This is a genomic window from Enterococcus gallinarum, from assembly GCF_021496385.1.
Lineage (GTDB): Bacteria > Bacillota > Bacilli > Lactobacillales > Enterococcaceae > Enterococcus_D > Enterococcus_D gallinarum.
Genome location: NZ_CP050816.1, coordinates 3,268,009 through 3,293,591, shown reverse-complemented (window position 1 = coordinate 3,293,591; position 25,583 = coordinate 3,268,009). Strand labels below are relative to the sequence as shown.

24 protein-coding genes, 1 pseudogene and 1 riboswitch are annotated in these 25,583 nt (G+C 34.0%); of the genes and pseudogenes, 22 read left to right on the top strand and 3 right to left on the bottom strand.

Annotation, left to right across the window (positions count from 1 at the left end; genetic code table 11):
- Positions 1-87 precede the first annotated feature (87 nt).
- Both HED61_RS15865 and HED61_RS15860 read left to right on the top strand, forming a co-directional pair.
- Entirely contained in the window at positions 88-1,962 is a 1,875-nt protein-coding gene (locus tag HED61_RS15865; RefSeq protein ID WP_100970553.1) for an ATP-dependent nuclease, read from the top strand.
- Positions 1,959-3,773 (top strand): ATP-dependent helicase, encoded by a 1,815-nt coding sequence (locus HED61_RS15860; protein ID WP_100970552.1) that lies wholly within the window; start codon positions 1,959-1,961, stop codon positions 3,771-3,773. The genes HED61_RS15865 and HED61_RS15860 overlap by 4 nt, the downstream gene beginning before the upstream one ends.
- A 521-nt stretch (positions 3,774-4,294) precedes the next feature.
- Here the strand turns inward: HED61_RS15860 and HED61_RS15855 are convergent.
- Both HED61_RS15855 and HED61_RS15850 read right to left on the bottom strand, forming a co-directional pair.
- A pseudogene (locus HED61_RS15855) lies at positions 4,295-4,579 on the bottom strand (site-specific integrase); the annotation flags it as partial.
- 342 nt (positions 4,580-4,921) lie between these two features.
- The gene (locus tag HED61_RS15850; RefSeq protein WP_219645074.1) at positions 4,922-5,431 is read right to left on the bottom strand and encodes a helix-turn-helix domain-containing protein; all 510 of its coding nucleotides are present in this window, start codon (positions 5,429-5,431) and stop codon (positions 4,922-4,924) included.
- Positions 5,432-5,672: 241 nt separating this feature from the next.
- On the opposite strand from HED61_RS15850, the gene HED61_RS15845 reads away from it, so the two are divergent.
- The 4 genes from HED61_RS15845 (at position 5,673) to HED61_RS15825 (ending at position 9,597) form a co-directional block, all read left to right on the top strand.
- Complete coding sequence (locus HED61_RS15845) at positions 5,673-6,020, top strand: DUF6176 family protein (RefSeq protein WP_219645075.1); 348 nt, start codon at positions 5,673-5,675, stop codon at positions 6,018-6,020.
- Positions 6,021-6,056: 36 nt separating this feature from the next.
- Entirely contained in the window at positions 6,057-6,587 is a 531-nt protein-coding gene (locus tag HED61_RS15840; protein WP_219645076.1) for a GNAT family N-acetyltransferase, read from the top strand.
- A gap of 880 nt (positions 6,588-7,467) precedes the next feature.
- Positions 7,468-8,805, top strand: coding sequence for a 2-hydroxycarboxylate transporter family protein (locus tag HED61_RS15830; RefSeq protein ID WP_219645077.1), 1,338 nt, complete (start codon positions 7,468-7,470; stop codon positions 8,803-8,805).
- Positions 8,806-8,823: 18 nt separating this feature from the next.
- The gene (locus HED61_RS15825; protein WP_219645078.1) at positions 8,824-9,597 is read left to right on the top strand and encodes an amidohydrolase family protein; all 774 of its coding nucleotides are present in this window, start codon (positions 8,824-8,826) and stop codon (positions 9,595-9,597) included.
- Between the two features lie 52 nt (positions 9,598-9,649).
- On the opposite strand, the gene HED61_RS15820 is transcribed toward HED61_RS15825, so the two are convergent.
- The gene (locus tag HED61_RS15820) at positions 9,650-10,774 is read right to left on the bottom strand and encodes a PucR family transcriptional regulator (protein WP_162787463.1); all 1,125 of its coding nucleotides are present in this window, start codon (positions 10,772-10,774) and stop codon (positions 9,650-9,652) included.
- Positions 10,775-10,992: 218 nt separating this feature from the next.
- On the opposite strand from HED61_RS15820, the gene HED61_RS15815 reads away from it, so the two are divergent.
- The 16 genes from HED61_RS15815 (at position 10,993) to HED61_RS15740 (ending at position 25,579) form a co-directional block, all read left to right on the top strand.
- Complete coding sequence (locus HED61_RS15815; protein WP_113849237.1) at positions 10,993-11,319, top strand: hypothetical protein; 327 nt, start codon at positions 10,993-10,995, stop codon at positions 11,317-11,319.
- A gap of 13 nt (positions 11,320-11,332) precedes the next feature.
- Complete coding sequence (locus HED61_RS15810) at positions 11,333-11,731, top strand: acetyl-CoA carboxylase biotin carboxyl carrier protein subunit (protein ID WP_176333108.1); 399 nt, start codon at positions 11,333-11,335, stop codon at positions 11,729-11,731.
- A 35-nt stretch (positions 11,732-11,766) separates the two neighbouring features.
- A complete protein-coding gene (locus HED61_RS15805) occupies positions 11,767-12,882 on the top strand; it encodes a sodium ion-translocating decarboxylase subunit beta (protein WP_113849239.1) in 1,116 nt (371 codons plus the stop codon).
- Positions 12,883-12,892: 10 nt separating this feature from the next.
- Positions 12,893-13,030, top strand: coding sequence for an OadG-related small transporter subunit (locus tag HED61_RS15800; RefSeq protein WP_176333107.1), 138 nt, complete (start codon positions 12,893-12,895; stop codon positions 13,028-13,030).
- Positions 13,031-13,043: 13 nt separating this feature from the next.
- On the top strand, positions 13,044-14,435 hold the full coding sequence (locus HED61_RS15795) for an oxaloacetate decarboxylase subunit alpha (RefSeq protein ID WP_219645079.1): 1,392 nt from the start codon (positions 13,044-13,046) through the stop codon (positions 14,433-14,435).
- Between the two features lie 13 nt (positions 14,436-14,448).
- The gene (citC, locus tag HED61_RS15790; protein ID WP_219645080.1) at positions 14,449-15,507 is read left to right on the top strand and encodes a [citrate (pro-3S)-lyase] ligase; all 1,059 of its coding nucleotides are present in this window, start codon (positions 14,449-14,451) and stop codon (positions 15,505-15,507) included.
- Between the two features lie 9 nt (positions 15,508-15,516).
- The gene (gene citX, locus HED61_RS15785) at positions 15,517-16,056 is read left to right on the top strand and encodes a citrate lyase holo-[acyl-carrier protein] synthase (protein ID WP_176333104.1); all 540 of its coding nucleotides are present in this window, start codon (positions 15,517-15,519) and stop codon (positions 16,054-16,056) included.
- Positions 16,057-16,355: 299 nt separating this feature from the next.
- Positions 16,356-16,655: a citrate lyase acyl carrier protein gene (gene citD, locus HED61_RS15780; protein WP_113849242.1), complete on the top strand. Its 300-nt coding sequence runs from the start codon at positions 16,356-16,358 to the stop codon at positions 16,653-16,655.
- Positions 16,652-17,548, top strand: a complete 897-nt coding sequence (locus HED61_RS15775; protein WP_162787464.1) for an aldolase/citrate lyase family protein — start codon at positions 16,652-16,654, stop codon at positions 17,546-17,548. Before citD ends, HED61_RS15775 begins: the two co-directional genes overlap by 4 nt.
- Entirely contained in the window at positions 17,545-19,095 is a 1,551-nt protein-coding gene (gene citF, locus HED61_RS15770) for a citrate lyase subunit alpha (protein WP_113849243.1), read from the top strand. The genes HED61_RS15775 and citF overlap by 4 nt, the downstream gene beginning before the upstream one ends.
- 284 nt (positions 19,096-19,379) lie before the next feature.
- Complete coding sequence (locus tag HED61_RS15765; RefSeq protein WP_113849244.1) at positions 19,380-20,723, top strand: CitMHS family transporter; 1,344 nt, start codon at positions 19,380-19,382, stop codon at positions 20,721-20,723.
- A gap of 69 nt (positions 20,724-20,792) precedes the next feature.
- Positions 20,793-21,662 carry a triphosphoribosyl-dephospho-CoA synthase CitG gene (gene citG / locus HED61_RS15760; protein WP_176333101.1) on the top strand — a complete coding sequence of 290 codons (870 nt, stop codon included), beginning with the start codon at positions 20,793-20,795 and terminating at the stop codon, positions 21,660-21,662.
- Between the two features lie 9 nt (positions 21,663-21,671).
- On the top strand, positions 21,672-22,028 hold the full coding sequence (locus HED61_RS15755; protein ID WP_113849246.1) for a CidA/LrgA family protein: 357 nt from the start codon (positions 21,672-21,674) through the stop codon (positions 22,026-22,028).
- A complete protein-coding gene (locus tag HED61_RS15750; RefSeq protein WP_219645081.1) occupies positions 22,021-22,707 on the top strand; it encodes an LrgB family protein in 687 nt (228 codons plus the stop codon). The genes HED61_RS15755 and HED61_RS15750 overlap by 8 nt, the downstream gene beginning before the upstream one ends.
- A gap of 36 nt (positions 22,708-22,743) precedes the next feature.
- A complete protein-coding gene (locus HED61_RS15745; RefSeq protein ID WP_113849248.1) occupies positions 22,744-23,802 on the top strand; it encodes an AbrB family transcriptional regulator in 1,059 nt (352 codons plus the stop codon).
- Between the two features lie 787 nt (positions 23,803-24,589).
- Positions 24,590-24,759: riboswitch (M-box (ykoK) riboswitch) on the top strand.
- Positions 24,760-24,895: 136 nt separating this feature from the next.
- Positions 24,896-25,579 (top strand): MgtC/SapB family protein, encoded by a 684-nt coding sequence (locus HED61_RS15740; RefSeq protein WP_225585974.1) that lies wholly within the window; start codon positions 24,896-24,898, stop codon positions 25,577-25,579.
- Positions 25,580-25,583 lie beyond the last annotated feature (4 nt).

Genomic DNA, 25,583 nt, shown 5'->3' with positions numbered 1-25,583 from the left:
GTTATAAAAAAATATTGATAAAATGGTAGAGAAATTATAGTGAATGTTTTGTAGCTACACAAGTAAATTTGTCGAGGAGTGTTATTTATGGGTGTTTGTATAGAAGAATTAAGAATTAGAAATTATAAGTGTTACGAGAACGTTGATATTAAATTGAATGAATCGAATCTTTTACTAGGAGTTAATAACGTGGGTAAGACTTCTTTGCTAGAAGCTTTAGAACTTTGCTTTCTCCAATATAAAAGAGTTAATGGAGATATTATTTTTGTGAAAAAGGATGAGATACTTTCTAAAGATAAAGTAATAATATTAGATGTATTGATTGGTTCAGATACTGAAGAATTTGATGATAAATGGTTTGACTTATTTGGTGAATTGATTTTTGAAAAAAATAATAATCAATACATAGGTTTGAGGACTACAATAAAATACAATCGATTAAAGGGTGATTATGAAATTGAAAAGAAAGGAATGAATGATTGGCCAGATTCCCAAGAAGTTGAATCATTCGAAAATTTCAGTACCCAAAGAATTACTAAAAATCTGATAGAGGCATTTCCTGTGTTCTATTTAGATGCAAAAAGAGATATTGTATCTGAAATGAGTGATAAATTTTCATATTTTGGAAAATTAGTAAAAGATATTAAGCTTTCGGAAGCTAGTTTAGAAGAAATGGAAAGGCATTTGAATGAAATTAATGACAATATTGTAGAAAATAGTGAAGTGCTGAAGCACTTATCTAATAGTCTAAATGAAATAAGCCAGGTTTTAGATTCCGGAGAGAGCTCTATACAAATAAATCCTGTAAGCCGGAAAATTAAAGACTTGAACCAAGGTATGGAAATTCGATTTACAGATAAAAACTCGGAGTCTTTTTCAATTGCTAACCAAGGAATGGGTACTAGAAGTTGGGCTACGTTTTTAACGTTATCAGCATATATAAAATGGAAAAATTCTGAAATGGAAAATAAAGATATTGCTTTTCACCCTATTTTACTGTTAGAAGAGCCAGAGGCTCATTTGCATCCTCAAGCACAAAGAAAAATTTATAAACAAATGAATAATCTCAAAGGACAAAAGATAATTAGTACACATTCGCCCATAATTGCGTCTCAAGCCAATATTAACGAAATTATTCATGTCTATAAGAAATATGATCATTCAAATACTAATCATATTTTAACTGGTAGTTTGAAGAAAAATGAAATCAGGAAAATTAAGGAGGAAGTATTTAAAACTCGAGGGGATGTGCTGTTTGCTGATATTTTAATACTATGTGAGGGGGAAACTGAAGATCAGGTTCTACCATTATTCTTTAAAGAATATTTTGGTTGTGAACCTTTTGAACTAGGAGTCAATATATTAAGTGTTGGAGGTTATGGAAAATATAAACCATTTCTCAGAGTGGCAAAGGATTTAGATATAGAGTTATTCATTTTGAGTGATGGCGAGAAAAAGGTAGTTCGAGATTTGAAAAAGCATTATGGGAAAATTTATGAAGTAGATACTGATGACAATATTATTGATGAAAGAATCAAATTTTTACCAGAAGAAAATGATTTCGAAAAATACTTAGTGAGCAATGGATATACCGAAGAATTACTGGAAGTTATTGATAAAATAGAAGGTACAAAGAATTACTTGGATAAGTATATACAGAATAACAACGGTAAAAAGAGAAAGAGACAAGCAACGGAACAAGTGTGCCCGGAATGTAAACAAAATATCTTTGATGCTCCTACAAGAAATTATGATGGTGATGAAGGTTTTAAAGAAGCTCTTTTGGAGTATCTGTCAGCACACAAAACAGAATACTCCTCCTTAATAGGAGATGTTATTCTTAAACGCAAGGATAAAACAAAAATACCCCAAATTATTCAAGAATTATTTTACGAGATTTCAAAAATAAAATCTTTATCAATTGAACCACTATTCAAATTATCTAGGGAGGAACAAGCATGAAACTAACTGTAGATCAGCAAAAAATTGTCGATTATATAGATGGTCCTTTACTAGTAACTGCAGGACCGGGTAGTGGAAAGACAAGAGTTTTAACACACAGAATTGCAAACATTTTAAAGTTGAAGAAAGGTAAAGTATTAGCTTTAACCTTTAGCAATAAAGCTGCTGAAGAAATATCAGAGAGAGTAAAAACTCAAATTGATGTAGAAAGCCATGAAAGAGTAAAAGTAGAAACCATCCATAGTTTCTGTTTAGATTTAGTTCTAAATAGAGGTGCTGAGATTGGACTTGATCCTAATTTAGCAGTCATTGAGAATATAAATGATAAGATTGAAATGTTAAGAAGGGCACATCTTAATTCAAAGATGTCGCTTCCAGAAGATAGAGTACTACGCGAAGAATTAAGAAACATTGAAGAGCATAAGAAAAATTTTTTGTACCCAGAATATCTTACTAGCAATGATAATTTTCGTGATATTTTCGAAACATATAATAATTTATTAAAGTCTAATAGAATGATCGATTTTAATGATATTTTATACTACTCTTATAGAATTTTATTAGATATTCCGTCAGTACCGAAAAACTATACTAGGCTGTACAGATATATACTAATTGACGAAGCACAAGATTTAAATAATACACAATATAGGATAATAAGAGCATTAACTGCTAACTTTGAAAATCTGATGATGGTTGGAGATTCAGCACAATCAATATACGGGTTCAATGGATCAGATAGTAGGATCATGACTAAATTATTTGTCAATGATTATAATCCTAAAACGTTTTGTTTAGAAGAAAATTTTAGATCAACATCCAAAATTATAGAAGCGGCTAATAGAATACAGCCAGATTCAAAATCAATGTCCGTTTATCCATTAGAGGGAGAACTTCAAATTTTATCTTTTGAAAATGAAATTGAAGAAGCCAATTGGATCAGGCTTAAAATTCAAAATCTGTTAGAGAATGGCAGTGAATGGGTTGAAAATGAAATAGCTTTGGAAGATATCGCGATTATAGGAAGAAATAGATATTTATTTTCAAAACTTGAAGAAGAATTTGTTGATAATAAAATAGAATTTTCTTTTGGAGGATCAAATTCTAACTCAGAATGTGAAACCGTTGAAATGAAGATATTCGAGCTTGGTTTAAGAATATTAATAAATACACATGATGATTTACATTACAGACAATTAAATAAATATCTTTCACGTGATAATACGGAAATGAATTTTTTAGACGATTTATTGACAAATAGTGAAGTTAACTCTCCCGAGGTAGATAAACTGGTTTTTGGTGCTATAATTAAGGCTTGGAATATATTATCAAGTAATCAAGAAGATTTTATAAAAGCGCTAAATGTAATAAAAAAAGCCATTGATGATGGGGATTTTAGTGAAGAGTTTAAGTTTTTAATTCAAAATGATATAGACTTATGGGAGAAACGTTGGAAAAAGTATGCTAAACAATCTGTAAGAGGAGATAGAAGTTTAGCGTATTTTAGAAATCAAGTATCTCTGGGCAAATTAGACTTCAACAATGGCTCCGGGGTTTCATTCTTAACCGTGCATATGTCTAAAGGTTTAGAATTTGAGGTAGTCTTTATAATCGGAATGGTAGAGGGCACTTTCCCTGATTATAGAGTAAAAACTTCTGAACAAGAAAAAGAGGAACTAAATAATATGTTTGTTGCTTTAACAAGAGCCAAGAGAGAGTGCTACTTAACTTATCCATTAGAGAAAAAAATGCCGTGGGGGAGTAATAAAAGGCAAGTAAGGTCTAGATTTCTAAATAGGATTCAAAATTGATTCTTTATTTAGTAACTTTATGAGTGCTTTGTATGTAATATAAGAAGTTTGTTGTTCGAAGAATTTTCGTCTATACTAATAATTTTGCTATCAAAAGCATGCACTCAACTAAAATACAATTGAAAAACCACTCATTAGAAATTATTATCAATAGAGTGATAAAGTTTATTGATGAATTATAGAGATATGAACTATCCTTTATTTTCGTTAATGAACTTAACTTCATGAGTGAATAAGAATAACTTGAATCCTCAAATAACTTCTCTACCTGCTGTTTTGGATACGATATTGGCTACGTTCTCTATGGTAGTACCTGATAATATATACTGTCAGTCTATGGCAATTTGTTAAATGAAATATCTATATAAAGCCTATTCCTTTCCTTTGATTCCCAAAAGAGTCATTGGAAGGCAGTGTAGGGTAATTCGATTTTTATCGCTAGAAACGTTTATATATAAGCGTTTCTGGCGTTTTTGTTTTTTCAAAAAGTCTACTAACTACAAAACTAACTACAAAAAAGATTAAAAGAGATATTTTACCTTTTCAATGAATTGAGCGAATTGATCTGCACTTCGTTCTTCCCGTTCGGGGTAGAAGTAGTTATAAACTTGACGGGTAATTTTAGAATCTTTATGACCGACACGATACATAATGTCTTCTAAATTCATATTCGCCATTGCGCAAAGAGAAACGTGTGTCTTTCTAAATTCATGAAGTGTAATCCGTTTCAGATTATATTTCGTAGCAATGACATCATACCAATCATTTGGCTGACTAGGACGGCAGAAATCCTTCTCCTTGTTGGGAATACTAATAGTAGTATCTGCTTCAAATTCTCGTTTTTTCAAGTCCATAAATGTATCCCTTGATGGTATATAAATTGTTTATAACGAATATAGAAGTAACGGTAAAAAAGTGACTAGTATTATGATACTAGTCACTGCGATAATCATTATAAGGTTGTAAGGGAGAACGGCAATTCCAGCAATTAATATTTCAATCAGGATGCATAAGCTATTACATGGTCAATAGAAATATAATTAACGTAGGCAGGAACAAAGCAGTTAACCATATAGATTAACTATCTGTGTTTTGAATAGGAAATTATAGATAAAAAGTTTAACTTATATTTCCAATGTAACGTAGTCTTACACTTTCTTTCGTATATAGTAAATCCCAGCAACTGCTCCAATAAGAATAAGTGGTGCGAATCTAACAAATAGCCATTCAAATGCATGAAGACTTACTCCTAGAACAGCAGTTTCAGGGTCATTGTAATTCCAATCTAAATAGGAACTTTTAAATACAATTAAGCTCACTGAAATTATTACTATAACAGCAAAGAGTGTAATAAGTAATCCTTGAATAATTTTTTGCTTAGTTCTCTTCCTTTGTGCAAGTTGTAAATTTATTACCTCTAATTTTTCTGAAATTACTTTTAAGTCATCACCTTTAGTTTCAAAAACCTTTTCTCCAAGTAAAGTGCTGACAGGGGTTTCTAGTATTTCCGACAGGGAAATAAGCATATCTGAATCAGGAACTGACAATCCTTGTTCCCATTTAGAGATTGTTTGCCTTACTACATTCAGTTTAATAGCTAGTTCTTGTTGTGAAAGCCCTTTTGATTTTCTGATTGCCTTTATATTTTCATGTAACATTAAATCTGTCCTCCTTTTTTTATTTTCTAACAATATTGTATGAGGAGTTTCTCGTTGCTACAAGCAACGCATTTTAACATTCAAGCTATTTACAAACAATTCTAGTTCTTAAGAATATTATATACCATTAATTGCTCGAAGTAGTAGTTGCTTATTTTTGTCTTGTGCCTACTTTAAGAGCAAAAATATAAGCTATAAATAGTGATATACTAGTAATATGACGATGAAAGGAATGGATTTCATGCTTCAGAAAGAACTGACAAGATTTAAAGTAAAAGTAGGAAAAACGGCTATAGTTGATGAATGGATGTCGTTCTTAAATGAGCATATGGAAGAAACATTACTCACATTGGAAAATGAAAAAATGTTTGTTGAGACAATCTTTAGAGAACAGCTCAACGGGGAAGAATTTTTGTACTGGTATTCAATACAAGGAGAAGGTGGAATTCCTGTTGAGAATTCTGAAAGTTGGATTGATAAAAAACATTTAGAGTATTGGGATGAATGCATAGATTCTACATACAAACCAATCGATTTGGCAACTGAAGTGGTGATGATTTCTGAAAAAATACGTAGTAATATGAAATAAAAACAACTTTCAAATATAAGAATTGGGGCTGAGATAATGTTACATACAAAGAAAGTAACTAAAGAACTGAAAGAGTATAATGAGATTATCAGTATTTATCATTCTTCTTTTCCAGAAGACGAAAGACTACCAGTGTGGTTAATAAATTTGTTTAGTATGCGGAAGAAGATCTATTTCCTTGCCTTTTTTGATGCTTCTAAGTTTTTAGGATTTTCGTACATATTTCAAGACGAAGAACAGAGCTTCGTGTTATATTTAGCGACTGATCCAAGCCTTCGATCTGAAGGATATGGTAGTAAAATACTTGCATGGATAAAAGAAAATTCTCCTTCACATAATATTGCGTTAAATATTGAAACAGTGGACAAAAAATTTGATAACTATGAGCAGAGACTAAAAAGATTGCATTTCTACCAAAAAAATGAATATTTTGATACACAATTAAGAATTTCCGAAGAGGGGAATAGCTATTCGATACTGGCTAACAGTGCTCAATTCTCAAAAGAAAAATACTCACGTTTAATCAAGCAATTCTCGTTTGGACTTTATAGACCAAAATTTGTTTGATTTCCAGAAAATCCTATTATTAGAGTTCTCCTTCTCAGGTTAACGTTGATGACTATTTGTAGAATACCTCGTGCGATGTTTTCCATTTTAGCGTTTTTGGGTCTATCGTTTAGTTTATAAATGGTGGACTCAATATTTTTTTTTACAGAATTCATATCCTAACGCTTTGGCAGGTACTCCGTATCAATTGGTTGTTTTTTCATTGATTTTCATAAAAGTAGTTTCCGGATTATCTCATTATAATAAGGGGATTGATCTAGAATTATTTTTCTTCAACCTTTTCGCTTATTTTTCCGATAAGATTTTTTCGCTAAAGAAGACGCATAGGATTTGAATTTTGAAGTATTCCTCTTAATCTCCCTCATTACAATTGAAGGAGCTTTTTTATCAAACGTTCAATTCTACGAATGGAAAGTCCCAAACTATGGTATAAAAATATCTTTTCTCTCGTACAGTAAGTGTGCATTATAAAGTCATAGGTAAACTCCTCTTGATAGTTATTATTAGTTAACACCATTATAACAGGGAGCGACTGTGACTTTTTTGTTGCACTTGGATTAAAAATTCTAGCAGATTTAGCTGGCTTACTTCTTAAATGGGTAAGATCTTAAATTCATTTTTCATAAATGCCATTTTAGATCAATGCTTCTATTTTTCTTTTCGCTTAGAATAGTTCGTCAATTACAATATTCTAATTTACTACCTAGCAGTATGAAGATAGCAGAAGAGTGTATCATTGTCTTTGTAAACCTTTACAATATTAAGATATCTTCGTAGAGTTTTAATGGATTGTTGCACATTTTAAAGAAATCGCTTTCTTGAGATGATAAATAAACAATACCGGTAATTGAATATAAAAAGGATGGAGAAAAATACTCTAATGGAAGAAAAACTATTAACAGGAGCAAAAAAAAGTAGAATAGGAACAGTTATTTCATTTTATGATATTTCGCCTAAAATTTTTATACCCTTGGCTATACCTGTCATTCTTTCTGGTTTTTTATGGGATAATGTGCCAGTCCAATTAATTGGAGCAACTGCAATTCTTTTAACTTTTGGGATCCTATTAGGAGAAATTGGTGAAAAAATGCCATTTTGGAACAAGTATTTAGGTGGAGGAGCAACATTTTGCTTAATTACAATGTGTATTTTGTCAGGTGCAAAGTTATTACCTACAACATTTTCTGAGAATGTGAATGGTTTTATGTCGGATTATAATTTTTTAACTCTGTTTGTAAGCGTTATCGTTGTTGGCTCGATTCTGGGAATTGAACGAACTCAGATTTTTAAATCTTTAGGATTGTATATTCCTGCGATTATTTCTTGTATAGTTGGTTCCTCTATTTTTGGTATTTTAATTGGGCTCCTGTTTGGAAGACATCCATTAGAAATACTAACTAGCTATGTTTTTCCTATGCTAGGAGGAGGGATTGCTGCTGGTGCAATACCTATGTCACAAATTTATTCTGAAATTACTGGCAGTGATGCGACACAGTTTTTATCTCACGCAGTCTCTGTAATTACAATGGGCAACCTAATAGCTATTCTACTAGCTGTTGTATATGATTTCATAGGTAAAAAAATTCCTAGAATGACTAGTAATGGAATTTTGATGAAATCCGCGAAAGAAAATATTGCTGATGAGGATGATGGTGAGGAATATGAGCTGTCTCCAACAAACATCATTGCGAGTTTTTTTGTTGTAGCAAGTCTATTTATGACTGCTACTATACTTTCAACGAAAATTTTGCCAACAATTTTAGGAGTTCCCATTCATACCTTTGGTTACCTAATTGTTTTGGTAGCTATTGTAAACGCAATTGGTTTTTTACCTGATCCATTACGATATGGTTGCATGAAACTGCAAAAAGTTTTTGGTGGTAGATTAGGTTGGATTATGATGACAGGTGTAGGTATGTCTTTGATTGACGTTTCAAATTTAGTATCAGTATTAAATTTTGAGACAATAGCTATCGTATTTTCAATTGTCTTAGGAGGCTCAATCTTTGCCGGATTCTTTGGAAATTTTGTTGGATTCTATTTTATTGAAAGTGCGATGACAGCGGGACTCTGTATGACAGATATGGGAGGAGCCGGTGATTTAGCAATTTTAGGTGCGGCTAATCGATTAAGTTTAATGAGTTATTCATCCGTATCTACTCGCGTGGGTGCTGCAATTATTCTGTTATTAGCCAGTATTACATTTACTTTTCTATAAGTCGGGAGGAACTATTAAGTGAAAGTTTTTGATGCACATTTTCATATAATTGATTATAAATACCTTATTCAAGAGAATAACGGATTTAAACCAGACGAATTTACTTATTCTGATTATGATGAAAAAACTAGAAAAATGGGTTTGGATATTGAAGGAGGTGCGATTATCTCTGGCTCGTTTCAGGGATTGGATACAAAATATTTAGACGTAATTAAAAAAATTAAAGAGCAGGATGGAAAATCAGATTTTGTTGGTGTAATTAATTTACCTCCAGATATCAATTATAAACAAGTGTTAACCCTGAATGAGCTTGGTGTAACTGGAGCGAGATTCAATATCTTCCGAGGAAATGCTACCTCAGTAGATCAACTGGTTGATATTGCTAATCGCTTATATGAGTTAGTAGGGTGGCATGTAGAAATACAGATTAATCCGGATGAGCTTGAATTGATTAAACCTCAATTATTGTCAATACCTCGATTGTCAATTGATCATGTAGGTTTAAGAAAATCTTCTTTGAAACATTTGTATGAGTTAGCAGAAGCCGGTGTGAAAATTAAAGCATCAGGTTTCGGACGCTTGGATTTTGATCCTATAGAGCCACTCAAAAAAATTCATCAAATCAATGAAAACTGCTTAATGTTTGGCACAGATTTACCCTCTACAAGAGTAGACCCAGATAAGGTATTCTCTGAAAAAGACATTCAGAAGATGGCAAATGCATTTACTGAGCATGAATTGAAACGAATTCTATATGAAAATGCGTATGACTGGTATATCAAGAGACTCTAAACACAAAAGAAGTGTCTGGGAAAAAACTAAAAATAGTTTTTTCCCAGACACTTTAACTTTGTAAATTCAGATTTCTAAATAGACAAAGTTGGATAAAAAGAAAAGTACAATTATATGGCTGAAATAAGTCACTATTAACTAATTCAGATAATTTTTTAATTCGATAATAGACAGTGTTTTTGTGAATATACATGCTCTCTGACGTTTTTTTCGTATCCATATTATTCTTAAAAAATTGAATGAGCGTTTCAATCAAATCATGATTTGACTTGGAAATTTCAGTTAGAATTGGAAAAGAATTAGAGATAAAAAAATGTTGATCATTGTTACTTACACTAGTTAAAAGCAATTCAATTTGATTATCATCAACGAAAAAAATCGGTGTATTTAAATTTTTACGAGCAAAATTTTCATGTAATTCTGTCATCTTTTTAAATTCTGTTCTGTAGCTTTCTAATGTCAAACATGGTCTACTTACAACAAATTGAGAACCTAAAGCAAGTTCTTCCATAATTTCTTCTCTAATTCCCAAAAGATCTTGTTCAAAATTGTTACTTTCTTTTTTGAATAGAACAAACTTGTCATCATAAAGATAAGCGGCATATTCTGAGTAACTATAAATACTGTTTTTAAGAATTTTATGGACGGTGTTCAGATTTTCTTGAACTTCTGTTTTGTCGGAGCTATTTCTGACTACCTTTTTAAAATGGGTAATATCAACTAAAACTAGTCTTCGGGTGACCGAATGATCAAAATGCAAGAGATTAGCTCTTTCTAGTAGATTGTTAAAAAGATCACTTGTATCTCGTAAAAGTAATTCTGTAAGAAAGTCATTTAGCATGTCAATCTTTCCGCCATAGGAATAATCATTTACAAAATCCAAACTTGTTTCCAAAGTGTTTTTTAATGTAGTAGCAAATTTTAATGTGTAACTGCTATTCATTTGATCAACTTTTTTGAATCTTAAAATGAAACCTATTTCTTCCTGAATAGCGATAGGAATATAGATTTCATTTTTATTTTCAGCAACATCAACAAATTGAGTTTGTGAGATATACAGATCAAACTCGTTGGTAAAGTAATTATTCCCTTTAAGATCAAACATTTCAATTTGGTACATTGTAATGTCAGACAAAAATTTTTTGGTAAAAAGCAAATTTAGTTTAGAAATATGCATTGTTTTCCTCCTGGTTTGTTTTTCTGTCCAAAAAACCAATGATATTGCAAACCATTTATGTGTATATGGACATAGATACAGTGACATAATTCACTTACACTTAAGGAAAATAATGAGTGGGCAAATTCATTATAACTTACTTATTGCAAGTTTGAGAAGAAAAAGATGAAAAGGTTTTCTTTACTTGTGAACACACGCATGATTGGAAGGAGGAAAAAATGAGTTTTTTTAATTTTTGGAGAAACAAAAAAAAGGAGATCCCAGAAAAAAAGATGAATACTGCTTTACCACAAAACGAGCAAAAAACAACCTGGAAAGCAATAACATTGTATGTTGAAGCAGACTTTAGAGATTTTCAACTCGTAAGTATTATTACTTCGGCGATTGCAGCAAACGATGATCCCAAAAGTGAGTTTGTGGTAAAAAAGATTGTACAAATTAATCCAAGAGTAAAGGAAATTGCTTTAATTATGGCCAGTGTTGCAACTGGGGATGAAGCACAAAAATACTATGTAGTAAAAAACATTAAAGAAAAAGAAGATTAAGTGGAGGCCGATGATGCTAAGAAAATTTAAAATTTCAATAGACAACAAAGAATATTTGGTGGAAATGGAGGAAGTTGGCGTAGAGAATCGCCCGGTAACTGATGTCGCAGTAGCGCCTGTTCAACAAGAAAAAACTGCAGAAATATCAAAAATGGAGGAAGCAGTAGTAACCCAACCTAAAACTACAGCACCTGCTTCAGAAGATGCGTTAACTGCTCCAATGCCTGGAACTATTTTAAAATTACTGGCAAATGTTGGTGATGTGGTTAAACAAAATCAACCAATTATGATCTTAGAAGCAATGAAAATGGAAAATGAGATAGTTGCTAACCATGACGGGGTTGTAAAAGGAATCCACGTCAAACAGGGGGATGTAGTTAATCCTGGCGATCCGTTAATAACAATTGGTTGATTTATTGATATTTATTTGGAAGAGGAAGTGACTTTTTGGAAACGTTAATTGAAGGAATTATAGGCATGGGGCAAGAACCTGGGAGAATTGTCATGATGGTTATTGGAGCTATCTTGATGTATTTGGGAATTAAAAAAGAGTATGAACCAACATTGCTGGTTCCAATGGGATTAGGAACAATTCTTGTAAATTTTCCAAATTCAGGTGTCCTAAGTGCTGGCGGAGAAGCAGGGCCATTTCAAGTCTTATTTGATTTCGGTATTAGTACAGAATTATTCCCGTTATTATTGTTCATTGGCATAGGAGCTATGATTGATTTCGGACCATTATTACAAAACCCGTTTCTATTACTCTTTGGAGCTGCTGCACAGTTCGGTATCTTCTTTACAATTATTGTTGCAGTGTTGTTAGGCTTCGATTTGAACGATGCCGCTTCAATAGGGATTATCGGTGCTGCAGATGGACCAACATCTATTTTTGTAGCAAATACTTTGAATTCAAAATATATGGGAGCAATTATGGTTGCTGCTTACTCATATATGGCTTTAGTGCCAATCATCCAACCAGTTGCTATTAAGGCAGTAACGACTAAACGCGAACGGAAAATAAGAATGTCCTATCGAGCTGGAGAGGTATCTCAAACAGCTAAAATTTTGTTTCCAGTCGTCATTTCAATTGTAGCTGGTTTAATTGCTCCTGTGTCGTTACCATTAGTTGGCTTTTTGATGTTCGGAAATTTATTACGAGAGTGTGGCGTGTTGGATCGTTTATCGCTTACAGCTCAAAATGAATTAGTAAATATCATCAGTATATTACTTGGATTATCTATCTCAGTAAAAATGCAATATGAAGAGTTCTTGCAAATAGATACTTTAATGGTTATCGGATTAGGACTGGTGGCTTTTGTGATGGATTCGATTGGTGGTGTTCTTTTTGCCAAGTTGTTGAACCTATTCCGTAAGGAAAAAATCAATCCGATGATTGGGGCAGCTGGTATTTCAGCATTTCCGATGTCAAGTCGCGTTATTCAAAAAATGGCAACTGAAGAAGATCCCCAAAACTTTATTTTGATGCACGCAGCTGGTGCCAATGTATCAGGACAAATTGCTTCAGTAATTGCTGGTGGATTACTTCTTGCATTACTAGTTTAGGAGGAAAAAAATGACGACAGATTTATTGAAATCATTAGAGTTACTAGTTTTTGGTTGGGGTGGAGTATTTATCGTCATTCTGATTATCTATGTTACTTCACAGCTTTTATCTCGAATGTTTCCTGTAAAAAAAGATAAACAGAGTTAAAGGAGCTTAGTTCATGAAAAAAATTCAATTTACAGAAACAGTTTTACGTGATGGGCAACAAAGCTTAATTGCTACGCGAATGCCTACTTCGGATATGATGCCAATTCTACAAACTCTGGACCAAGCTGGATATCATGCATTAGAAATGTGGGGCGGAGCAACGTTTGACTCTTGTATTCGTTTTTTAGATGAAGATCCTTGGGAACGCTTAAGAAATATTCGTGCTAAAGTCAAAAACACTAAGATGCAAATGCTGCTAAGGGGTCAAAATTTACTTGGTTATAAAAATTATTCAGATGATGTCGTACGAGCTTTCGTTGAAAAATCTATTGAAAATGGAATTGATATTATTCGCGTCTTTGATGCTTTAAATGACGTTAGAAACTTAATAACGTCCATCATTACCGCCAAAGAAGCTGGAGGACATTGCCAAACAGCAATTTCCTATACTACCAGTGATATCCATACAATTGATTATTTTGTTAAGCTTTCAAAAGAAATGGCACAGGTTGGAGCCGATTCGATTTGTATTAAAGATATGGCAGGAGTTTTAACACCTTATACCGGTTTCGAATTAGTTAGTCGCATAAAAGATTCGATTGATATACCTGTTGAAGTTCATACGCATGCTACGAGTGGAATCTCTGAGATGACATATCTTAAAGTCGCCGAAGCGGGTGCTGACATAATTGATACCGCAATCTCATCGTTTGCTGGTGGAACAAGTCAGCCTGCAACTGAGTCTGTGGCGATTGCACTAGAAGAATTGGGATTTGAAACAGGACTGAATATGAATAAATTGTCCGAAATTGCGGATTATTTCAATCCTATTCGAGATCGATATAGAGCCGAAGGAATATTGAATCCTAAAGTTAAAGACATTGAACCAAGAACGCTGATTTATCAAGTCCCAGGAGGAATGCTATCGAATCTGTTAAGTCAATTAACAGAACAAGGACTACAGGATAAATATGAGGAAGTTTTAGCTGAAGTTCCAAAAGTTAGAAGAGATTTAGGGTTTCCGCCGCTAGTCACCCCTTTATCACAGATGGTTGGTACACAATCGCTAATGAATGTTATTTCTGGAGAAAGATACAAATTGATTCCTAATGAAATTAAAGAGTATGTTAAAGGGATGTATGGTAAGCCACCAGCACCTATTTCAGAAGAAATTCAGAAGAAAATTATTGGAGATGAAGAAACCATCACAACCCGTCCTGCTGACCTGCTTGAGCCGCAATTACCGCAGTTTAAAAAAGAAATAGCAAAATATGCAAAAACAGAAGAGGACGTTTTAATGTACGCATTGTTCCCAAAACAAGCTAAAGATTTTTTAGGTAGGAGAGAAGATCGATTCTATGATGTTCCAATTCAAAAAATAAATGTTTCCATTGATATAAACTAGTAAGGAGAGCTTTTTGATGAGTGAGTATGTTGTGACAAAAATATTCTCTGAAAATCGCAAAAATTACGAACAGGTTATGGAGCTTCTAAAAAAAGAAGATATTCGAATGGATAAAAATTTAGAATATACTTGCGGAATTTTTGACAGTGAACATAATCTGATTGCTACAGGGAGCTGTTTCGGAAATACACTTCGATGTTTGGCAGTAAGCAGCCAATATCAAGGTGAAGGATTAATGAATCTAATTGTTACTCATTTAGTAAATTATCAATTCAATAGAGGTATTTTTCATTTATTTGTTTATACTAAAACTGGCTGCGAGAGTATTTTTAAAACTTTAGGATTTTATAGAATTGCTAAAGTTGCTGATCAACTAGTCTTTTTAGAAAATAAGAAAAACGGTTTTGAAAGCTACCTGCATCAATTACAAGCAAATACAGAGTCTGTTTCGTCAGATTCTAAAATTTCTGCAATTGTTATGAATGCTAACCCCTTTTCTTTAGGCCATCAATATTTAATTGAAAAGGCGTCAAAAGAAAGTGATTTGGTTCATGTCTTTGTTGTGAGTGAGGATACTAGCGTATTTCCATTTTCAGTAAGAAAACAACTTATCGAAAAAGGGACTTCTCATTTAAACAATATTGTCATTCATCCAACAGGGCCGTACATGATTAGTAATGCTACTTTTCCAAGTTACTTTCAAAAAGATGAAGAGTCTGTGATTAGAAGTCACGCACTTTTAGATGTTGTTTTATTCGAACAGATTGCTTTGAAATTGAAAATCAAATTCCGATATGTTGGTGAAGAGCCATTTAGTATGGTCACTGGTATTTACAATCAAATTATGAAAGAAGAATTTAGCAAAATAGGGTTGAAGTTAATAGAGATAAAAAGAAAAGAAAATAATAAGCAAATCATTAGTGCATCAAAAATACGACAAGCAATAAAAAATGATGATATGGATATAGTGAAGACTATGGTTCCAGAAACTACTCTGAACTATATTCTTAGTAATGACGCAATATCTGTAATACAAAAATTAAAAATGACCCCGAACGTGGTTCATTATTGAGGTGATTTTGTGGGGTTTAACATTTTTTCGAATGGCATAAAAGTCACAATGGCGGACATGCTTCAAGCAAGAGAAAATCGCACCATCCTACAAACTAAATTGTTGCGAGCAAATCCCCAAAGTGTTTTGATTAGCCTTACTTTGAATATTCCCGGACCAGTAAAAAATGTAGCGATTTTGAAGGAAGTCTTTGATGTACTTTATAATGAGATAATCGCAAGCATTGATGAAGATCAATTATGCTCTTCATGGTTTTATCACCGGAAAACGGGATCAGAATTATTTATACTGTTATTTGGCAATCCGGCAGAAATTAAACATGAAATGATTAAGATCGAGAACACAAATATTTTTGGTAGACTCGCAGACTTAGATGTTCTCTATTTAAAGAATGAGAAGTTTGTTGTTACCAGCCGTAAAGATTTTAACATTGATCCAAGAAAATGCTACCTCTGTGGAAATGATGCAAAAGTTTGCGGGCGAAGTAGAAAGCATTCGTTAGACGAAATCCAACAGGCTATTTCAAGAATCATATTACACGCAATTTAATTGAGGAATGAATCAGGTGAACGTTATGTTCTACAGTTGGCTAGTGATGATATGGTATGCTGCCATATCATCACTAGCCATTTTCTATTTATATACTTCATTAGGAAAGTTTTACTTATATTTTCCTATAATTCATGTCATAAAGAATCTTCAAAAGCATTAGAAAGATTGTCTTATGTCACAGAACAAAAAAACGTTTTCGTAAAGGATTTTTCTTGTGTATAGAAACATGTATCCCAACAGTAAGAGTCGCTAAACTTATCTTGTAAATGAAAAAATTTACGGAAGGAGATTTTTTAATGGAGCTAAAGCACAGTGCTGTAGCTGGAAGTTATGAATCTAGTGATGTTTATGTGGTCGTTGAACCTAACGAAAGTGGACTGAACATTGACATTGAAAGTAGCGTAATGAGCCAGTACGGTAAACAAATTAGGGAAACAATTGAAAACGTTTTAAATCGCTTGGAGGTTGATCACGCTAATGTAACAGTCAATGATAAAGGAGCTCTTGATTGCACAATAAAAGCTAGAGTAGAAACTGCTGTTTTACGTGCATGTGAAGTGAAAAAAGATATTGCATGGGGGGAGACCATCGTATGATTAAGAACAGAATTCGAAGAACCATGATCTTTTTGAATATGCAAAGAGCTTCACTCGTGAAAGATGCATTTGTATATAAACCGGACTGCGTGATTTTTGATTTGGAGGATGCTGTAGCGGAAAGTGAAAAAGATTCTGCGCGAATCCAACTTTACCATACTTTAACTGAATTAGACTATCAAGGTGTTGAAAGATGGGTTCGTATCAACGCGTTAGATTCTGATCTTTTTGAAGAAGATATACGAGCTGCTGTTGCTGGGGGCGCAGAGGGTATTCGTTTGCCTAAAACGGAAAAAGCTGAAGATGTTCAACTAGTTGAACATCTGGTGGAAGCAGCTGAAAAAGAATTTGGCAAAGAGGTGGGTTCTACAATGCTAATGGCTGCTCTGGAATCTCCTTTAGCAATCATTAATGCTTATGAAATTGCTTGTAGTAGTGAAAGACTGATGGGGATTGCACTAAGTGCGGGAGATTATACTCGTACAATGCATTCTAAGAGAACCAATGAAGGTAAAGAATTATTTTATGCGAGAAGTCAGATGTTAGTCGCTGCTCGGGCAGCGGATGTTATGGCCTTCGATACGGTTTACACAGATGTAAATGATATGGAGGGCTTCGTGAATGAAGTGCAAATGATTGCGGATATGGGATTTGATGGTAAATCATGTATTAGTCCGAAACAGATCAGTGTGGCACATGAAATCTTTAATCCTACACAAAAAGAAATTGATCATGCAATTCACGTCATTGAAGCTGTTAGAGAGAGTGAGGATCAAGGAATTGGTGTACTAGTGGTAGATGGTAAGATGGTCGATATTGCATGGGTTGAAGGCGCTCAACGTGTTTTAAATCTTGCCAAAGCTTCTGGTCAGTATAAGGGGGATTTAGCATGAAAAATGTGTTAGGAAGAGAAATTCCGGATGAATTATTAACTAAAGGACAAGAAGTTTTTCAAGGACAATACTATCGAGATGGTTATGTCTATACCAAAAGTGCACCTACTGTTTCGGCTCATGTAAAACCATCCGGAGATAAGATTGTAGCAGATATTCGAGAGGCTATTATTAAAAGTGGTTTGAAGGATGGTATGACGATTTCTTTCCATCATCATTTTAGGGATGGAGATTATATTGTAAATATGGTAATGAAGGAAATTCATCACTTAGGCATCAAAGATTTGTTTGTGTGCGCATCAAGTTTAGGAAAAGCGCATAATTATTTAGTTCCATGCATGGAAGATGGTACTGTGACTGGTCTTTCTACAAGTGGCATTCGCGATGAAATTGGCGAAGCAGTTTCAGCAGGCAAATTAAAGAACTTAGCATACATCAGAACACATGGAGGACGAGCTCGGGCAATCGAAGATGGTACCATAAAGATTGACGTGGCATTTTTAGGAGCCCCGACAAGTGATGCTTACGGAAACGCAAGTGGAAAGGGCGGAAAGTCCGATTGTGGAGTTTTATCATATGTTGATGGCGATGCTAAGTATGCAGATAAAGTGGTAATTATTACCGATACGTTAGTTGAAACACCTAACTTCCCTGCTAGTATTCAGGGAGTAGACGTAGATTCTGTGGTAATTGTTGATACAATAGGTGATCCTTCAAAAATTGTCTCAGGTGCACTGAGATTAACTAAGGATACCCGTGAGCTAAACATGGCAGAAACAGTTGCAAAATGTATGTATCATTCAGGTTATTTTAAAGATGGCTTTACTTTCCAAACGGGGGCAGGAGGCCCATCTTTAGCAACGACTATTTTTTTGAAGAAGTATATGGATCAAGAAAAAATCAAGTGTAAATGGGCAATGGGTGGAATCACCGAACCAATTGTGAATCTTTTCAAAGAAGGTTATATCAATAAAGTCATTAATGATCAGGCATTTGATCTTGCTGCGGTAGCATCAGTGCATACTGATCCCAATCATTTTGAAATATCAGCTTCACAATATGCGAACCCGTTTAATAAGGGTGCTTTTGTAAACCAACTGGATTTTGTAATTCTGGGAGCTTTGGAAGTTGATATCGATTTTAATGTCAATGTTGTTCAGGGAACGACTGGAATTTTACAAGGTGCTCCTGGTGGTCATACAGATACTTCCGCAGGAGCTAAAGTATCAATTATTGTTGCGCCTTTGATCAGAAGCCGGTTGGCAACCGTAAGAACAGAAGTTACATCAGTTACTACGCCAGGTGAAAGCATTGATGTGGTGGTAACGGATTATGGTGTTGCTGTAAATCCTAAACGACAGGATTTAATAGATGCTTTTAAGAAAACGGATATTCCTTTGAAAACAATTGAAGAACTTCGTGATTTAGCTTATCAATATGCTGGAGAACCGGAAAAAATAGAATTTGAAGACAAGGTTGTCGCAATGATTGAATATCGTGATGGGACAATTATTGATGTCGTTCGAAAACCAAAAAACTTGAATTAGAAAATATTTTGGAGGCAAGGACAGAAGTTTTTAACTCTGAGAACCAAGAGAAGGTACGTTCATCTTCGAATCACTGCCTTCTTCGTGGTTCAACGCAATAAGAAGAAATTCACGAAAATGGTATGAAACACGAAAGGTTCCTATCAATATTGAATGATTCCTGATTGGTGCATTTCAAATTTTTGTGAAGTTCAGCATATTCTCGAAGGAGTAACTTCTGTTCCCGCCGTTTATACGCTCTAGGAATGGATATATTGCTGTCTTATTAAAGAAGGAGGCTTGAAATGATTCTTACAATTTTAGCATATTTGATGATTATTGTTTTTATGGTAGCGATACTAAAAAAATGGTTGTCACCTTTTACTTCATTAGTGTTAGTTCCATTAGTTTTTACACTTGTTGCTATATTAGCAGGGGTTTCCAATGAAGGCAACATTGGCGAGTTTTTTTTAGAAGGGATTGCAACAACTTCTAATACAGGAATTATGCTACTTTTTGCTATTCTGTATTTTTCTATTATGCTGGATGCAGGTTTATTTGATCCTGTGACAGCAAAAATGATTCATTTTGCTAAAGGTGATCCGATGAAGGTTCTGGTTGCAACTGCAGTCGTTGCGGCAGCAGTATCATTAAATGGAGATGGAACAACAACAACCTTGATTTGCTGTTCAGCCTTTATTCCCATATACAAAAAATTAAATATGAAGCTAATGAATTTAGCAGTATTAGTTATTCTGCAGAATACTATTATGAATTTATTACCATGGGGCGGTCCAACTGCTCGTGCAATGGCTGTTTTGGAAGTTGATGCCAGTATCCTTTCATATCTCGCACCTGGGATGGTATTATCAATTATTTACGTGATTGTTTGGGTGGCTCCAAGGATGGGAAGACAGGAACGCAAACGATTAGGAATCACTCAGATTAGTGATGATGAGATCAATCAAATGATAGCGATTACAGATCCGGATATATTGGCGATTCGTCGTCCAAAGAAATTTATTGCAAATAGTATTTTAACAATAGCTCTAATTGCTTGGCTTGTAGCAGGATCATTTATTGAAAAAATTTATGTATCTCCGTTGCTATTATTTTTAGTTGGGACTTGTTTAGCATTAATCCTTAACTACCCAAAATTAAAAGATCAATCGGCCCGCATCGGTGCTAATGGTGGAGATGCTGTGCAAACTGTAATCTTGGTTTTCGCTGCAGGAGTGTTCATGGGCTTATTCCAAGGATCAGGAATGGCTGACGCTCTAGCTCAAAGTTTTGTGACAATTATTCCTAAACAACTGGCTGAATACTGGGGTATAGTAATTGCTGTAATTTCTGCTCCAGGAACTTTTTTCATTTCAAATGACGGGTTTTATTTTGGGGTCATGCCTGTGTTAGCAGAAGCAGGTAGAGCTTACGGATTTACCAATATGCAAATGGCTATCGCTTCTCTGATGGGCCAAGCATTTCACTTACTGAGTCCATTAGTTGCATTTATTTACTTATTGGTTCGACTGACTGGAGTAGATATGGGGCAATGGCAAAAAGAGGCAGGTAAATACGCTTTAGGTGTTTTTCTCATTTTTATTATCTCATCAATACTTTTAGGCTATTTGCCATTAAGAATTAGCTAAATATATAACAATTCAACTCCTAGTGATTTGTGAAAAGTTTCTAGGAGTTGAAAAGGAGGAGTGTGATGAATGGATACGATCACTGCAGTAGCAAATATGGCCATTGAAGCTTTATTGTATGAAGTTGCGCTATCACCTAAACCAGGATTGGTGGATCGTTATGATAATGGTGCTCACACGGATATGGATTTTTTCTTGTTTATAAAAAGTATCCAAACGTTGGCGCCTTTTTTTGAGATGTATATCAGTACGGGTTATAAACATACAGGAAGTTTATCAGAATTATTTCAGAAAATTAGAAAAATAGGACAACATGCAGAAGGAGAGATGCTTCATTCAACGAATAACGTTAATACACACAAAGGAGCTAATTTTTCTTTTGCAGTTATTCTTGGATCTGTTGGTTATTACATACAAAAAGAGAGAGGAAGTAGCTTTTCTCTACCTTTATCTGAATCTGAAACTAGCCAAATTTTCTGCATCGTGAAAGAGATGTGTCATGGTTTGGTATCAAATGATTTTTCTATTGTTGATGAGAAAAAAATGAGCTATGGTGAAAAAATATACAAAAAATATAACCTAACTGGAATTCGAGGAGAGGCAGAAGCTGGATATCCGACTATACAGACGGAAGTTTTGCCAATAGTTCGAAGTTTAGATGGAGAAAACAAAGAAGAGCTGTTATTGAATACTTTACTTATCCTAATGAGCGTAACTGAAGATAGTAATCTGATACATCGTGGTGGGGTGAATGCTTGGAAAAAGGTGCAAAATGATAGCAAAGCTATATTGGCTCAAAATTATAACTTGAAAGAGCTGATTATAGTTTTAAAAGAATACAATAAGGAGTTAATTGCAAATCATTTGAGTCCCGGAGGATCTGCAGATCTACTTGCTGTAACCATCTTTTTCCTTCTTCTTGAGAAAAAAATAGATTGAGGGGGAAAAATGAAATATTTAAAGCAAATTAGTATATTATTTGGAGTGAGTATTCTTGGTGATATATTGCATGTATTTTTACCAATTAGAATACCAAGTAGCATGTTGGGATTAGGAATACTTGTTTTGCTACTTATGACAAAAACTATCGCGGTTGAAGAGATTGAGGCGACTGCAAATTTCTTTTTATCTTTTATGCCGGTCTTATTTGTTCCTGCTACTTTTGAACTAATTGAAAAATGGTCACTCTTCAAAAGTCTTTTTTTTCAATTATTAATAATTATAGTGATAACAACGTTCGTGAGCATGTTGCTCTCAGGGAAAGTTACGGATTATCTTATCGATCGGAGAAAACTCAATGATTGATTCTATTCCTTATTTTGGCGCTTTTCTATGTTTCATTTGTTTTTTTGCCGGACAAAAAATTCAAAATAAAACTAAATCCGTACTTGCTAATCCCATTTTACTTTCCGTTCTATTTCTCTATTTTATTTCTTTTTTTATGAAAACAGAGTTCAAAAATTTTGATAAAGATGTCGAGATTTTGAATTATTTACTTACCCCAGCAACCATATGTCTGGGAGTGCCGCTTTATAAAAATTTTGAAAGAGTAAAAAAAGAATTGTTTCCTGTCTTGTTTGGAATTACATCAGGAGTGCTTATTAATTTGTTCTTGACTACTCTACTGTCTAGAATGCTATATTTAAGTAATGCTGAATATATAACTTTTCTTCCGAAATCAGTCACTTTAGGTGTAGGAAAAAATATAGCGGATGATCTAGGAGGAATTGTTGGAATTACCTCACCTATTATTATTTTGACAGGAATTTTTGGTAATATCATCGCAGACAAGGTTATTCGAATAATTAAAATTAGACATCAATTGGCAATAGGTGTACTAATAGGAACATCAACACATGCTATAGGGACCACGAAAGCATTTGAAATAGGAGATCTTGAAGGGGCTGCAAGTAGTTTTTCCTTAGTTGTAGCGGCTATTTTTACGGTTATATTAATGCCTCTATTTTCTAGTTTCCATTTGTAAAAAATTTGTTCATTGAATAAGAAAGTAGGAACTTAAATGGTAGTAAAGATAATAGAAACGTTGATTGTAGGACTAATTGGAGGAATAATTGCTAGGCGTATAAAAATGCCCGCTCCATTTATGACTGGGAGTATGCTTGCAGTTGCGTTTTTTTCAATGTTCACAGATCAAATGTATATGGCGAATAACTTGAAGATCTTTGCCCAGATAATTAGTGGTGCCTATATAGGACAGCAAGTATCAAAGAAAGATTTACTAAATTTCCCTAAATTGGGTAAATCGATTTTGTTATTGATGGCTTTTTTCACTTTCAATTTGTTTACTATGGGATTCCTATTTCACTCATTTTTCTCGTTAGATTTGATTACGGCTTTACTTTGCTGTATGCCTGGAGGAATAATGGATGTATCTTTGATCAGTATTGATATGGGAGCTGAAGCTGAGGTAGTCGCTACAATGCAATTAGCAAGGTTAGTTGGGATGCTCCTCATCCTACCATATTGGATAAGTTTTCTTTTAGAGCGTCTAGAAAAGAAAAATGGAATCAGTATTGAAACGACCGAAAATAAAACAAAAATGAAGAGAGAGTTGACAATTGGGATCAATAATCCCTTTATCAATGATGCCACTATTTTAATAGTTGCAGGATTGGGAGGGATTTTGGGTCTATATTTCCAAATTCCTGTTGGGGCATTAATGTTTTCACTACTTTTCTCATGTGGTCTAAAAATTTTAAAAAACACTGCTCAATTAAATAATAATATCCGCTATATTGCTCAAATTTTTGCAGGAGCAATCATTGGTAGTACCTTTAACAGAGACAGTTTAAGCCAACTTGGTCGCCTTCTTATACCTGCGGTATTGCTCCTATTAAGTTATTTAATAATTAATGTACTATTTGGGTACATTGTTTACAAACGAGGAATTCTAGATTTGAAGTCAGCGTTATTTGCGTCATCACCAGCTGGAGCAACAGATATCTCGTTGATTGCTGGAGAATTGGGTGGTGAAATGCCAAAAATTGCAGCTATTCAAATTTGCCGAACTTTATATACGATAATGGTTTTACCAAATTTGATTCGATGGTTAACTTGAAATAGAGAATGGGTTGACTATAGAGATAAATTTAAAATAGCATAGCAGTTTATATGAGTGAAGCAACTAGTAAAGTATGTTTTTCTTGAATGAGGATTTGCTATAAGATCAAAGTTTGTGGTATGAGAAATTTTTGAGATCATAGGAGATCTGGATTCAAAACAACTTGAAGGATCGGGAAGGGCCGTTGGGAAAACTTTGCTAGCTATTTTCTGCTTTTCTTTTGGAGATGCCAATGCATTGCTTTTGATTCTGTCCATTATACATAGTTGGCAAACAAAAAAAGGGTTGTTCGACATTTAGTGTTGCTAGAGAAAGAAACAACTGAAAACTTAGTCATAACCAGTTGGGCATAGTGCTTAACTGTTTTTTGTTATTTCTCTTTTAAATAACACGAATAATTCTAAAATGTATTTCCGAGCAGCGTAAAGCTAGAAAGAAAATAAAATTTTTTCAAATAATTTTTTTAATGTGAAATTAATAAATTTCCTTTTCGGATGACTGCAGGGAAGAACGATAGTTTGATAGTTTATCGACAAATGTCTGTTTCAATCATTAACAAAGATTATTTTAAAATGATCTTCATACGAGTGGTTTCACAGTGTTTTAAGATCGATTAAACCCAATATAAAAACAGCTTTGTTTTACACAAAATCTACTGAATTCTTGATTTTTATTCGTATAACGTACTTATACTTTTCTAATCGTATTAAAAAATCATGAGGCAAAACGGCAAAATAAAAATTGACAAGAAAAAACGAATTTGTTAGTGTGTACCTGAAAATAAAATATGATTTGTTAGGTGAGGCTCCTATGCAAACATAGGCTACTGCCCAAAAATGTCGAGAGACGCCAATGGGTAGAACAGGAACTGTCGAATACAAGGCTTTTCTTAAGGTAGCTAAGATGTTTGTCTTTACGTTGTATAGTGCCAAAACTCAACGATTAGATCAATGTCTTTTTTGTCTTGTTTTTGACGAATTTAGAGCGACTTTTCGCGGAGTTTTTGCGGAAAAGTCGCTTTTTTTTTGTGCCTAATGATTCGATTTTATTTTTAAAACGAGGAAAGGAGCAGGAGTATGTATTTTTGGGAATGATGGGTCTGAGTGTGCTGGCAGGAGGCCTTATTGGTGTTGAAAGACAGTGGAGAAAAAAGCTAGCAGGTGTACGGACGATGGTTCTAGTCTCGCTGGGAGCAACGATTTTTGTTTCATTATCCTCGATGGTTGCGTCTGATACGAGTCCTACTCGAATTGCTGCACAAGTAGTGAGCGGTATTGGCTTTTTAGCTGGCGGGATTATTTTGCGGGATGGTTTTAGTGTAAAAGGATTAAATACTGCAGCAACATTATGGTGTACAGCAGCTGTTGGCACAGTGATTGGCGCTGGTTATATCCAAGAAGGATTTTTTGCAGCGCTAATGATCATGCTGGTGAATAGTGTGATTCGTTTTCTTTCTCAAAGATTTGATCAATTTGCTGAAGGGTATCGAACAGAATCTCTGGAGAAGAACACAAATTCATTTTTGATCATTACCGGAAAAAGGTCTTCCGAGGTGGCTTTGCGGACAGAGGTCATCAATCAATTGGATCGGTATGTTCTTTCATTTTGCCATTTTGTTTGCCAAGACCTGGCAGAGAATCGGATTCAGCTGCAAGTAGAGATCGAGCCTGCTGCAAATGCTGATTTAGCAGTGAAAGAAATTGTTACTCAATTGTCGAAAAATAATCATGTACTAGAAGTTTTTCATTTAGCAGAGGAGGGAGAAACATGGTAAAACA